The organism is Archangium violaceum, from assembly GCF_016887565.1.
Taxonomy (GTDB): Bacteria; Myxococcota; Myxococcia; order Myxococcales; family Myxococcaceae; genus Archangium; species Archangium violaceum_B.
Genome location: NZ_CP069396.1, coordinates 12,587,106 through 12,599,293, shown reverse-complemented (window position 1 = coordinate 12,599,293; position 12,188 = coordinate 12,587,106). Strand labels below are relative to the sequence as shown.

The following is a 12,188-nucleotide window of genomic DNA, read 5'->3' as shown; positions in this document are numbered from 1 at the left end:
AGCCCCCGGGGAGGCGAGCGGCATGGCGGCCAAGGGCTTCTGTCCGCAGGTGTCCCACGGGAGCTCAAGCCTACGCCCGTGGCCAGCGCCATCCTTCCCGCCCGCAGAGACCTACTTTTGAAGGGGAAGGAGCTGAGCGATGCGTCTTGCTGATGACAACCTGCGGGGACGGACCATCATTGGAGCGGACGGGCAGGTCATTGGAGAGGTCGCGGCCCTCTTCCTGGACAGCGAGACCTGGAGAGTCGAGTCACTTCAGGTGAAGCTGGATCGAGCGATCGCCGACCAACTCGGAGCCTCCCACAGCATCTTCCACGCGGGAACACTCGAGATTCCCGTCCGCATCGTCCAGTCGGTGGGTGACACGGTCGTCCTCTCCGTCGTCGTCGATGAGCTTCGGCGGATCCTCCCCGTGGAGAGTGAGCCCGCGTCCGCCCACTAGGATGGGCATACGGAGGGCTCGCGACCATGCCGTCTCGAAGGACCGGGGCCGTATCCGCCCTGGTGCGCCTTACGAAGGCCTCCAGAGCTGCTCCAGCAACGGTGGTGGGACGCCCTGGGAGAGCAGGAACTCGCGGGTGACGGCGGGATCGACGAACCAGGGGAAGAGGGCCCTGGGGTCGTACAGGCCGTTGATCAACGCCGTCGCCACGGCGGGCACATGGTGCGCCGAGGCGAGGACCGCCTGCTGGTGAGGAGCAGGAGGCATGAGCAGGCCGGCCGTCACGCCCATCGCGTACTGGCCATAGTCGAGCCAGAAGTCATCGAAGGTCCGTTGCATCCACTCCGCCGTGAAGGGACGCCCGGCGTGTTCCCGGATGCGGGTCCGGTAGAAGTCCGCCATGTGGGTCGCGTTGTTTCCTCCCTGCGCGGCCAGCGGGTCATGAAGCATGAGGGCGTCGCCCAGGCCGATCACGACCCTGCCCGAGGCCAGTCGGCCCACCGGACGGCGGACGGTGGGGGTGATGGTGCCGCGAAGCCAGCACTGCTCGGTGGGAAGCTCCGCCTCCCGCAGGTCATCCAGCTGTCCGGGGAGCAACTCGAGGAGGGTCTGCTTGCACTTCTCCAACAGCTCGCGGCCTGGCAGCTCGTGCGAGAGAAGATCGAGCGGTCCACCGGGGATGCCCTCGAGGAGGAGGAAGCGTCCCTGGATGTTCTCCCGGCCATAGAACGGGGTGATGACCACCTCGCCCAGTCCCGGCAGGACCCGGATGGTTCCGCTGCGGAGCTCGGGGCGGAAGTTCTTCACGTGGAAGCCGGTGATGTGGCGCTGCGGCTCGTCGAAGGGGCTCCGCTGGGGATCTCTCGAGAACATGCTGGAGAGCGAACCCTTGCCCGTGGCGACCACGACGAGGTCGAAGCCCGAGACGTGCGCATCGAGCTCGTCCGGATTGGCCAGGGGGACGATGCGAACGGACGCGCCACGGCGCTCCAGCTCCCGCATCCACCGTGAGTTCTTCAGCCGCTGGTCGACGCTTCGATGGGGCCGCGGGACGGGAGGGCTGATGCGCAGCCCGACGCCTCCATCGGGGTTGATCAGCTCGAGGATGGCGCCTTCTCCCCGCGTCATCACGTCTTCCCAGAACGTGAGTCCCAGCGCGGCTTCCTTCTTCACCGCGTCCTCGAAGAGCCCCATCCCGGAGGGAATCCGGCCATTCAGGATCGCCTCGGGGGTGTGCTCGGAAAACAGTGTGACGTCGTGTCCGTCCTCGAGCAGACCGAAGCCCAGGAAGAGCCCCGCCTGGCCCGCGCCTACGATCGCGATGTTCGCCATGCCGCGGAGCATAGCCGTCCCGATGGCGTCACGACTCCATCCCCCGCCACGCGGTCTCATCCGGACGCTCCCATGCCGAGCGTGCAGGGCTCCGCACGAGACAGCGCCCGGAGCAAACAGTTCTCCGACAACGGCACCACGGACCACCTGTGGCGATTCTTGTAGCGGTCCGCTGGAGCATCAGGCCTTCAGCTTGTACCCCGTCTTGAAGATCCACCTCACGGCGACCAGGCAGAGGGTGAGGAAGACCAGGGTCATGCCGACGCTGATGGTGACGTTGACGTCGGAGGCGCCGTAGAAGCTCCAGCGGAAGCCGCTGACCAGATACACCACCGGGTTGAACAGGGTGATCTTCTGCCAGACCGGCGGCAGCATGTTGATGGAATAGAAGGCGCCCCCGAGGAAGGTCAACGGGGTGATGACGAGCAACGGGATGACCTGCAGCTTCTCGAAGCCGTCCGCCCAGACGCCGATGATGAAGCCGAACAGGCTGAAGGTCACCGCGGTCAGCACCAGGAAGCAGGCCATCCACAGGGGATGCGCGATCTCGTAGGGCACGAACACCCGGGCCGTCGCCAGGATCAGCACCCCCAGCATCACCGACTTGGTGGCCGCGGCGCCGACGTAGCCAATCACCACCTCGACGTAGGACACCGGTGCGGACAGCACCTCGTAGATGGTGCCCGACCACCTCGGCATGTAGATGCCGAACGAGGCGTTGGAGATGCTCTCGTTCAGCAGCGACAGCATGAGCAGGCCGGGGATGATGAAGGCCCCGTAGCTGACGCCGTTGATCTCCCCCATGCGCGAGCCGATCGCCGAGCCGAACACCACGAAGTACAGCGACGTGGACAGCACCGGAGAGGCGATGCTCTGCATCAGCGTGCGGAAGGTGCGCGCCATCTCGAACCGGTAGATGGCTCGAATCGCATACAGGTTCATGACCGTGCCCTCACCAGGCTGACGAAGATGTCCTCCAGCGAGCTCTCGCTGGACTGCAGGTTCTTGAAGTCGATGCCGTGCTCCCCCAACCGCCGCAGCAGCGTCGCGATGCCGGTCTCCTCCGCCTGGGTATCGAAGGTGTAGACCAGCGTGTTGCCATCGCCGGACAGCTCGAGCGCGAGCCCGGTCAGCGCCTCGGGGATGCGCTCCAGCCGGTTGCGCAAGGTCAGCGTCAGCTGCTTCTTGCCCAGCTTGTGCATCAGCACCGCCTTGTCCTCGACCAGGATGAGCTCACCCTTGTTGATCACCCCGATCCGGTCGGCCATCTTCTCGGCCTCCTCGATGTAGTGCGTGGTCAGGATGATGGTCACCCCGCTCTCACGCAGGCCACGCACCATCTGCCACATGTCGTGGCGCAGCTCGACGTCGACGCCCGCGGTGGGTTCATCGAGGAAGAGGATTTGTGGCTCGTGCGACAGCGCCTTGGCGATCAGCACCCGGCGTTTCATTCCGCCGGACAGCGTCATGATGCGGGCGTCCTTCTTGTCCCACAGAGACAGGTCGCGCAGCACCTTCTCGATGTAGGCCGGGTTGCGCGGCTTGCCGAACAGGCCCCGGCTGAAGTTCACCGTGGCCCAGACGCTCTCGAAGGCGTCGGTGGACAGCTCCTGTGGCACCAGGCCGATCTTCTCCCGGGCCGCGCGGAAGTCCGATGCGATGTCGTGCCCATCGGCGAGCACCGTGCCTCCGCTGGGACTGACGATCCCGCAGATGACGCTGATCAGCGTGGTCTTTCCAGCCCCGTTGGGGCCCAGCAGCGCGAAGATCTCCCCGCGCCGGATCTCCAGGTCGATGGACTTGAGCGCCTGGAAACCCGAGGCGTACGTCTTGCTGAGGTTCTTGACGGAGATGATTGGCTGCACGGGTACCCCATCCGAGGTGATTGGGGGGGTGAACCTCGCCGACTCGGCCCGGCCAGGTCCAGCACCACGCGGCCTTCGTGCCCACCGGCGTGCATGCGCGTGAACACCTCGTCGATGTTCTCCAACGAGGGCGTGCTCAGCTCCGCGACTCGACGACGACGGGCACCCCTCCCTCGGGCGTCAGGGTGACACCGCGCCGCGCCACCCGGAACGCGTAGGGCGTGGCGGGCCGGAGCTTCACCCGGCGGAGGACCTCGGCGAAGACGATCCGCATCTCGTAATTGGCGAAGGCCATGCCGAGGCAGCGCCGGGCCCCGCCTCCAAAGGGGAAGTATTCGTGGGGCCCGGGCCGCTTGCCCATGAAGCGCTCCGGGTTGAAGCGCTCGGGTTCTGGCCACAGGTCCGGGCGGCGATGCGTGAGATAGGAGCACGCCATCACGGCCATGCCGGCGGGCAGCTCCCACTCGCCCACCTTCATCGGCCGCTGCAGCACCCGGCCCACGGCGGGCGCGACGGGCACCAGACGCAACGTCTCCTTCAAGGTCGCGTCCAGGTACTCCAGCCGGTTCACCTGCTCGGGAGCCAGTGGCCCCGTTCCCGCCACCTGGTGGAGCTCCGCCCGGAGCTTCTCCTCCACCTCGGGGTGCTGGAGGACGAAGTGGAAGGCCCACGAGAGCGTGGTCGCGGTGGTCTCGTGCCCGGCCGCCAGGAGGGTGATGGCCTCGTCACGCAACTGCTGGTCGGACATGGGCTGGCCGTGCTCGTCACGCGCCTGCATGAGCATCGACAGGACGTCCTCGCGCTTCTCGACGCCCTCGGCGTGGCGCCGCTCCATCTCCGTGAAGAGGTACGTGTCCACCTCTCGCATGAGACGGCTGAGCTGGGTCCACGGCAGCGCCCAGCTCACATCGGCCTTCACCGGCCCGAGCTGGATGGGGTCCCTCCCCACCGCGAGCACCCGGTGCAGCCGCTCCGCCGGGAGCAGGGCGCTCAAGTACAGCACGGCGTTCGCCGAGCCCATGTTCAGCATCCGCACGAACAGCTCGCGGAAGCGCTCGAGTGTCGCTCCCTCGGAGAGGCCGAAGACCGTCTTGAGGATGATGTCCAGGGTGATGTCCTGGAACACCTCGTGGAGGGTGAAGGCCCCGCTCCGCGGCCACCGGTCGATGGAACGGCTGGCGGACTCGCGCATGGACAGTCCGTAGGCCAGCATCCGTTCACCGTGGAAGGGAGGTGTCATCATCCTCCGCTCTTGGATGTGCTCCTGGCCATCGAGCAGCAGCAGGGAGTGCTTTCCCACCACCGCCTCCAGTACCCGGTTCACCGGTCCCACGTGGAGATCCTCCGGCTTGCCGGTGAAGACCTGGCGGATCATCTCCAGGTCTCGGGTGAAGAGGAACGGAGGGGTGTTGGGAAACTGCATCACGAAGCTATCGCCGTAACGGCGTGCCGACTCCTCCATGAACCGCAGGGGGTGGGCGACCCATTGGTGGAGTTGAAGGAGGTGCGGCAGCGGGATGCGAGGAGGCGCCATGGGCGCGACTCTACTCCTCCAAGTGGCGTCAGGTCCGGACCGGGCGTCTCGTCGGGGATGGCGGTGAACCAGTACGCGGACGAACCCAGGAAGGTAGGAAGAGGGAGGGGCGACTTCCAGCGTTCCTCTTGTGCTGTATCCTCCTCCGGCGGTTGTAGAATGCGCGCCGGCAGGTAGGGCTACTGCTTCCGCGGGTTCACCCAATGGGTATTGTACAAGGAGGGGATGCTCATGGCGGTCGAAGTTCAGGGTCGTGGTGCACTGACGCAGTTCCTGGCGGGCCTGGCGACGGACCCCACTCGGCTGGGCGCATTCCTCGCGGATCCCGCCGAGGCGATGGCCTCCGCGGGTCTGTCCGCCGAGGACCGGCAGGCGCTCGGTAGCGGCAATACCCAGGCCATCTTCTCGCGGCTCGGCGTCGATGCGCTGCGCGTGGACGGGATGATGCAGGCCTCGGCACCCGAGCCCGAGCCCGATACCACGCTCGTGCCCGACTCCGAGCCCTCGGAGGAGCCGACACCCGGGACCGAGCCGGCGCCCAAGCCCGCCCCCAAGCCCAAGCCGGAATCGAAGCCGCGGCGATAGCCGGTTCACGTCATGGGCGAAGGTTCCTTGATCGTCGTCGGCACCGGCATCAGTCCGGTCGGCCAGCTCACCACCGAGGCCATCGCCTGGATGCGCCGGGCGGACAAGGTGCTGTACATCGTGTCCAATCCGGTCTCGGTGGCGGTGATCCAGGACCTGAACCCGCGCGGTGCGGAGTCGCTGGTGGGCCTCTATGCCGACGGCAAGCTCCGCACGGACACCTATGAGGAGATGGTCGAGCGCGTGCTGACGTGCGTGCGCGCCGGCCAGCTCACGTGTCTGGCACTGTATGGTCACCCGGGCGTGTTCGCCTATCCCTCACACGAGGCGATCCGGCGCGCGCGCCGCGAGGGTTATCGCGCCCAGATGCTCCCGGGCATCTCGGCCGAGGACTGCCTGTTCGCCGACCTCGGTGTCGACCCGAAGACCGGCTGTCAGTCCTATGAGGCCACCGACTTCCTGCTGTACCGGCGCCCCCTCGATGTGTCGAGTGCCGTCATCCTCTGGCAGATCGGCGCCATCGGTGACTGGACCTACAAGCAGGAGCGGTATGACCTCTCGGCGCTGCCGCTGCTGGTGGAGCGCCTGCTCCCGTTCTACTCCGAGGACCACGAGGTGTGCCTCTACCAGGCCTCGACGCTCCCGGGGTGTGAGCCCACCATCCGCCGTCTTCCCCTGAAGCGGCTCGCGGAGGCGGACATCCCCCCGTCCATGACCCTGTACATTCCTCCGGCCCGCCCTCCCGAGGTGGACGAAGCCATGGTCGAGCGGCTGCGTGCACTCAGGGCTCCCCAGGGGGGCCGGTGAACAGGTAGGCTCGGATGGCCGAGACACTCGTCGAGCCGGGCGCACCGGACGGGAAGCAGCCACGCCGATGAATTCCTCCAGCGCCCGGGCCACCGTCACCGTCGTCTTCCTCTTCACCGACATCGAGGGCTCGACCCGGCTGCTGCAGGCACACCCGGACGCGTACCGGTCCGCGGTCCGCCGCCACCATGAGCTGCTCCGGCAGGCGGTCGAGACCCAGGGCGGCGTCGTGTTCGAGACGGTGGGGGATGCCGTCTATGCCTCCTTCCCCCGGCCGGCGGAGGCCCTGGCGGCGGCGCTGGAAGGCCAGCGCGCGCTCCATGCGGAGCCCTGGGGCGAGCTGGGCACCCTCAAGGTGCGGATGGGCCTGCACCTGGGAGAGGTCGAGCCCCAGGGGAGCCACTACTTCGGCGCTCCCCTCTACCGGTGCGCCCGCCTGATGTCGACGGCGCACGGCGGGCAGATCGTGCTCTCCGGGGTCGTCGCCACGGCGGTGTCCGAGCCCGGTGCGTTGCCCGGGGGCGCGTCGCTTCGGGACCTGGGCGAGCACCGCCTCAAGGATCTTCCAGAGCCCGAGCACATCTACCAGTTGGTGCACCCCGCGCTGCCGGCGGAGTTCCCACCGCTGCGTTCGCTCGAGCCCCGGCCGCACAACCTCCCGTCCCCGCCGAGCGCGTTCGTCGGCCGGTGGCGGGAACTGGCCGAGCTCCAGCGGCGGCTGAGAGATCCGAAGGTGCGCCTGCTCACGCTGACGGGGCCGGGGGGGACCGGCAAGACGCGGCTCTCCCTTCAGGCCGGGCACCACATGCTGGACGAGTTCCGCGATGGGGTCTGGTTCGTGGAGCTGGCGTCGGTCTCGGACCCGGCGCTGGTTCCGTCGGCGATCGCCCAGGTCCTCGGCGTCAAGGCGGACGGAGAACGGACGGAGCTGGAGTGCCTGAAGGAGCGCGTCCGCGGCCGGCAGATGTTGCTGCTGCTGGACAACTTCGAGCAGGTCACCACCGCCGCGCCGGTCGTGGTGGACCTGTTGAGGGCGGGCGCGGAGCTCAAGGTGCTCGTCACCAGCCGGGCCCTGCTGTGGGTCTCGGGCGAGCACGACTACCCGGTCCCGCCGATGGCGCTTCCGGATCTCAAGGCCCTCCCCCCGGCGGAGCGGCTGATGGAGTTCGATTCGGTCCGGCTCTTCGTCGAGCGGGCGACGGCGGTGCGGAGTGACTTCAGGCTGTCCGAGGAGAACGCGGCCGCGGTGGCGGAGATCTGCTCGCGGCTGGACGGCCTGCCGCTGGCCATCGAGCTGGCGGCCGCGCGTGTCCGCCAGTTCCCCCCTCCGATGTTGCTGCGCCGCCTCCCGAGCCGGCTGGCGCTCTCGGCGTCCAACCTGGGGGATCTGCCCGCGCGGCAGCGGACGCTGCGGGGGGCCATCGCCTGGAGCTACGACCTGCTCTCCGTCGAGGAGCGGGCGCTCTTCCGCCAGCTGGGGGTGTTCGTCGGAGGCTGCACGTTCCAGGCGGTGGAGGCGGTGTGCGAGGGGACGGAGGGGTTCGACATCCTCGACGGCCTCGCGTCATTGGCGGACAAGAGCCTGCTGCGCCAGGACGTGGAGCCGGATGGGGAGCCACGTTTCCTCATCCTGGAGACGATCCGCGAGTATGCCTGGGAGCGGGCCTCGGCCGAGGGCAACCCGGCCGGATTGCGCCAGCGGCACGCCGCGTACTTCCTGGCATTGGCGGAGGAGGCGGACGGGCGGCTCCGGGGGCCGGAACAGCTCGTCTGGTTCGACCGGCTGGGCCGGGAGCACGACAACGTGCGCGCGGCGCTGAGCTGGGCGCTGGAGAACGCGGAGGCCGAGGTGGCGCTCCGGCTCTGCGTGGCCATGATGTGGTTCTGGGGCAACCGGGGACACCTGGCGGAGGGGCGCCGCTGGGCCGAGGCGGCATTGCAGAAAGGCCGCGGAGCACCGGAAGGTCTGCGGGCCAAGGCGCTCCTGGTGGCGGCGTCCCTGGGGACCGAGCAGGGCGATTTCGCGGTGGCGCGGACGCATTGCCTGGAGGCCCTGGAGCTCCTGCGCCCGCTGGGAGACCTGCACGGCATCGCCATGTCGCTCAGCGTGCTGGGAAACGCGACGCGCGGCCTGGGGGACCCCGTGAAGGCCCGCGGGTACGATGAGGAGAGCCTGTCGCTGCGGAGGCAACTGGGCGATGCCCGGGGCGCGGCCTACGTGCTTCGAAAGCTGGGCTGGGATGCGCTGGCCCGGCGCGACTACGCCGCGGCCCGCGCGTACTTCGAGGAGAACGTGGCCATCTTCCGGGGCCTGGGAGACCGGATGTATTTCGCGGCCGGCCTCTCCGACCTGGGACGCATGGCGCTGGCCGAGGGAGACTTCGCCACTGCGCGCACCCGGCTGGAGGAGTGCCTGGGCCTGCTGCGCGAGACGGGGGATCCGCACGAGATCGCCCATTGCCTGACGGAGCTGGGGCGGGTGGGGTTGGGCGAGGGGGACTATCCGCGCGCCACGGCTCCCTGCGACGAGGCCCTGGCGCACTACAGGGCGCTGGGGGCGAAGACGGGGATCGCGACCGCGCTGCACGTGCGCGGGCTGGTCGCGCTGCGCCGGGGCGAGCTGGCGCTGGCGGAATCGCTGTTCGAGGAGAGCCTGTCCGTGTGCCGCGAGCAGGGCGACAAGTGCCGCATCGCCGCGTCGCTCGTGGGCCTGGCCCGGCTGGCGGGGATGCAGCAGCAGCCAGACCGTGCCGCGGGCCTGCTCGCCGCGGCGCAGGCCCTGCTCGAGAGGAGTGGGAGCGCGCTCGACCGGATCGATCAGACGGAGTTCGACGAGGCCGTCGTTCACGCGCGCGGCGAGCTGGGAGACACCCTGTTCGCCGCCGTCTGGGCCGAGGGCACGGCGATGACTCCCGAGCAGGCCGTCGTCGCATACCGCAGGGGCAAGGGCCCTTTCGCGAAGAGCTGACCCGGAGCGGAGGACCCGCTCCCTCACCCGGCGTCCTCCTTCGACCGCGCGCGCACCTCCGCCGCGAACAGCTCCGCCGCGGGGGTGCGCGGCGCGCCCTTGCGCCAGAGGAGCGCCGCGAGCTCGGTTCGCGGTGCCGGGGACAGCCGCTTCACCACCAGGCGCTCGGCGTCGGGGAGTCGCGGCTCGGGCAGCACGGTGATGGCGAGACCCGCGCGCACCATCGCGAGCACCGTGGCCACCGCGTTCGACTCGAGCGCGATGTGCGGCGCGAGCCGCATGGCATCGAAGTAGGCGTCCACTCGCGCGCGCACGCGCAGCCCTCGCGAGAGCAACGCGAACGACTCGCCCGCGAGCTGCTTCGCCCCCACGGACTCCGCTCCAGCCAACGGGTGCCCCCTCGCCACGACGAGTCCCAGCCTGCTATCGAAGACGGGCTCCGCGTCGAGGTCCGGTGAGCGCGCGGGCGAGTACCCCAGTCCCACGTCCAGCTTGCCGTCCGTGAGCCGCCGCTCCACCCGCCTCACCACCGCCTCCTCGGCGCTCAGCGCCAGGCGAGGGTGTCCGCGCAGCACCGCGGCCAGCGCGGGCACCACGACACCGCGCATGCTCGGAGGGTAGCCCACGCGCAGCGTCCCCGTGGCCAGCCCGCGCAGCGCGCTCACCGCCACCCGGCCAGCGTCCACGTCCTCCAGCGCGCGTGAGGCGTACGTGCGGAACAGCTCTCCCGCCTGCGTCAGCCGCACGCCACTGCGCGCGCGCTCGAAGAGCGGCGAGCCGAGCTCCTCCTCGAGCTGGCGGATCTGCTGCGACAGCGTGGGCTGCGAGACGTGGATGCGCCGCGCGGCGCGTCCGAAGTGCAGCGTGTCCGCGACGGCGGAGAAGTAGCGCAGGTGGCGGAGCTCCATTCCTCCATCATAGGCAATGCCTATCGGGTTCATGGGAACAAACGAATGTACGAATCGTGGGCCACGCGTAGATTTCCCCTCGTCTCGGAGGAGAAACCCCATGAAGGCATCGGATCTGTTCGTCAAAGCGCTCGAAGCGGAGGGCGTGCGCTGCGTCTTTGGACTCCCTGGCGAGGAGAACCTGGACCTGCTCGAGTCGCTGCGTGCCTCGGGGGTGCGCTTCGTCCTCACCCGCCACGAGCAGGCCGCGGGCTTCATGGCCGCCACGTGGGGCAGGCTCACCGGGCGCGCGGGCGTGTGTCTCGCGACGCTGGGGCCTGGCGCCACCAACCTCGTCACCGCCGCGGCGTACGCCCAGCTCGGTGCCATGCCCATGGTGATGCTCACCGGGCAGAAGCCCATCAAGGCTGGCAAGCAGGGCCACTTCCAGATCGTCGACGTCGTGGGGATGATGCGACCGCTCACCAAGTCCACCCGCACGCTCGTCTCCTCGGAGCACGTCCCCTCGGCGGTGCGCGAGGCCTTCCGCCGGGCCGAGGAGGAGCGCCCCGGTGCCACGCACCTGGAGTTGCCCGAGGACGTGGCGCGAGAGTCCTCCGACGCCGTGCCCCTCGTGCCCAGCGCCTACCGCCGACCCGTGGCCGACGAGTCCTCCATCGCCCTGGCCGTCGAGGCCATCGCGTCCGCCCGCCGTCCGCTGCTCATGATTGGCGCGGGCGCCAACCGCAAGCTCACCTCGGAGATGCTCCGCGTCTTCGTGGACCGGGTGGGAATGCCCTTCTTCAGCACCCAGATGGGCAAGGGGGTGGTGGATGAGACCCATCCGCTCTGGATGGGGACCGCGGCGCTCTCCGATGGGGACTTCGTCCACCGGGCCATCGACGCCTCGGACTGCATCGTCAACGTGGGCCACGATGTCATCGAGAAACCGCCGTTCGTCATGCGTGACAAACACCGCACGGTGGTCCACCTGAACTTCTCGTCGGCCGAGGTGGACCCCGTGTACTTCCCGCAGGTGGAGGTGACCGGCGACATCGCCAACGCGGTGTGGCGCATCGCGGAGGGGGTCGGCTCGCGCTCTCACTGGGACTTCGCTCCCTTCGAGCGCGCCCGGGCCGGGCTGGACGCGCAGCTCGCGCGCGGCACCGACGACGAGCGCTTCCCCATCTACCCCGCGAGGCTCGTCGCCGAGGTGCGGCGCGCGATGCCGGACGATGGCATCGTGTGTCTGGACAACGGCATGTACAAGCTCTGGTTCGCCCGCTACTACCGCTGCCGCCGGCCCAACACACTGCTGCTCGATAACGCGCTCGCGACGATGGGGGCGGGGCTCCCATCCGCCATCGCGGCCAGGCTGGTCCATCCCCGGCGCAAGGTGCTCGCGGTGTGTGGCGACGGCGGGTTCATGATGAACTCGCAGGAGCTCGAGACGGCGGTGCGTCTGAAGCTGGACCTGACGGTGGTCGTGGTGCGCGACGACGGCTACGGGATGATTCGCTGGAAGCAGGGGACGATGGGGCTCCCGGACTTCGGCATGGAGCTGGGCAACCCGGACTTCGTCCGTTACGCGGAGGCGTACGGCGCGCGCGGACACCGCCCGGCGAGTGCCTCGGAGTTCGGGTCCACCCTCTCGCGCTGCCTGGAATCGGGCGGAGTGCACGTCATCGACCTGCCCATCGATTACTCGGACAATACGCGCGCGCTCGGAGCCGGGGTCGAGGACGGCGCCGCGCACTGACTCACGAGC

The 12,188-nt window shown here is 69.0% G+C and carries 10 protein-coding genes; 5 read left to right on the top strand and 5 right to left on the bottom strand.

Annotated elements, in window-relative coordinates; genetic code table 11:
* Window positions 1-139: 139 nt before the first annotated feature.
* Entirely contained in the window at window positions 140-442 is a 303-nt protein-coding gene (locus JRI60_RS50305; RefSeq protein WP_204223263.1) for a PRC-barrel domain-containing protein, read from the top strand.
* A gap of 69 nt (window positions 443-511) precedes the next feature.
* On the opposite strand, the gene JRI60_RS50300 is transcribed toward JRI60_RS50305, so the two are convergent.
* The 4 genes from JRI60_RS50300 to JRI60_RS50285 all read right to left on the bottom strand — a co-directional run bounded on the left by JRI60_RS50300 (window position 512) and on the right by JRI60_RS50285 (window position 5,173).
* On the bottom strand, window positions 512-1,774 hold the full coding sequence (locus JRI60_RS50300; RefSeq protein WP_204223262.1) for a styrene monooxygenase/indole monooxygenase family protein: 1,263 nt from the start codon (window positions 1,772-1,774) through the stop codon (window positions 512-514).
* A 180-nt stretch (window positions 1,775-1,954) separates the two neighbouring features.
* Window positions 1,955-2,716, bottom strand: a complete 762-nt coding sequence (locus JRI60_RS50295) for an ABC transporter permease (RefSeq protein WP_204223261.1) — start codon at window positions 2,714-2,716, stop codon at window positions 1,955-1,957.
* On the bottom strand, window positions 2,713-3,639 hold the full coding sequence (locus JRI60_RS50290) for an ABC transporter ATP-binding protein (protein WP_204223260.1): 927 nt from the start codon (window positions 3,637-3,639) through the stop codon (window positions 2,713-2,715). The genes JRI60_RS50295 and JRI60_RS50290 overlap by 4 nt, the downstream gene beginning before the upstream one ends.
* A gap of 136 nt (window positions 3,640-3,775) precedes the next feature.
* Window positions 3,776-5,173, bottom strand: coding sequence for a cytochrome P450 (locus tag JRI60_RS50285; protein WP_204223259.1), 1,398 nt, complete (start codon window positions 5,171-5,173; stop codon window positions 3,776-3,778).
* Window positions 5,174-5,404: 231 nt separating this feature from the next.
* Between JRI60_RS50285 and JRI60_RS50280 the strand changes: the two genes are divergently transcribed.
* The 3 genes from JRI60_RS50280 (at window position 5,405) to JRI60_RS50270 (ending at window position 9,533) form a co-directional block, all read left to right on the top strand.
* On the top strand, window positions 5,405-5,758 hold the full coding sequence (locus JRI60_RS50280) for a hypothetical protein (RefSeq protein ID WP_204223258.1): 354 nt from the start codon (window positions 5,405-5,407) through the stop codon (window positions 5,756-5,758).
* Between the two features lie 12 nt (window positions 5,759-5,770).
* Window positions 5,771-6,565, top strand: a complete 795-nt coding sequence (locus tag JRI60_RS50275) for an SAM-dependent methyltransferase (protein WP_204223257.1) — start codon at window positions 5,771-5,773, stop codon at window positions 6,563-6,565.
* Window positions 6,566-6,632: 67 nt separating this feature from the next.
* Entirely contained in the window at window positions 6,633-9,533 is a 2,901-nt protein-coding gene (locus tag JRI60_RS50270) for an ATP-binding protein (protein ID WP_204223256.1), read from the top strand.
* A 23-nt stretch (window positions 9,534-9,556) separates the two neighbouring features.
* Here JRI60_RS50270 and JRI60_RS50265 read toward each other — a convergent pair whose 3' ends face one another.
* A complete protein-coding gene (locus tag JRI60_RS50265) occupies window positions 9,557-10,441 on the bottom strand; it encodes a LysR substrate-binding domain-containing protein (protein WP_204229450.1) in 885 nt (294 codons plus the stop codon).
* 100 nt (window positions 10,442-10,541) lie between these two features.
* Here JRI60_RS50265 and JRI60_RS50260 point away from each other — a divergent pair, with 100 nt between their 5' ends.
* The gene (locus JRI60_RS50260; protein ID WP_204223255.1) at window positions 10,542-12,179 is read left to right on the top strand and encodes an acetolactate synthase large subunit; all 1,638 of its coding nucleotides are present in this window, start codon (window positions 10,542-10,544) and stop codon (window positions 12,177-12,179) included.
* Window positions 12,180-12,188: the final 9 nt, after the last annotated feature.

What these genes read in the sequence shown, in the direction of transcription:
- JRI60_RS50285 (WP_204223259.1), bottom strand. Translation starts at nt 5,173, where the DNA reads ATGGCGCCTCCTCGCATCCCGCTGCCGCACCTCCTTCAACTCCACCAA.
- JRI60_RS50300 (WP_204223262.1), bottom strand. Translation starts at nt 1,774, where the DNA reads ATGGCGAACATCGCGATCGTAGGCGCGGGCCAGGCGGGGCTCTTCCTG.
- JRI60_RS50260 (WP_204223255.1), top strand. Translation starts at nt 10,542, where the DNA reads ATGAAGGCATCGGATCTGTTCGTCAAAGCGCTCGAAGCGGAGGGCGTG.
- JRI60_RS50265 (WP_204229450.1), bottom strand. Translation starts at nt 10,441, where the DNA reads ATGGAGCTCCGCCACCTGCGCTACTTCTCCGCCGTCGCGGACACGCTG.
- JRI60_RS50295 (WP_204223261.1), bottom strand. Translation starts at nt 2,716, where the DNA reads ATGAACCTGTATGCGATTCGAGCCATCTACCGGTTCGAGATGGCGCGC.
- JRI60_RS50270 (WP_204223256.1), top strand. Translation starts at nt 6,633, where the DNA reads ATGAATTCCTCCAGCGCCCGGGCCACCGTCACCGTCGTCTTCCTCTTC.
- JRI60_RS50280 (WP_204223258.1), top strand. Translation starts at nt 5,405, where the DNA reads ATGGCGGTCGAAGTTCAGGGTCGTGGTGCACTGACGCAGTTCCTGGCG.
- JRI60_RS50275 (WP_204223257.1), top strand. Translation starts at nt 5,771, where the DNA reads ATGGGCGAAGGTTCCTTGATCGTCGTCGGCACCGGCATCAGTCCGGTC.
- JRI60_RS50305 (WP_204223263.1), top strand. Translation starts at nt 140, where the DNA reads ATGCGTCTTGCTGATGACAACCTGCGGGGACGGACCATCATTGGAGCG.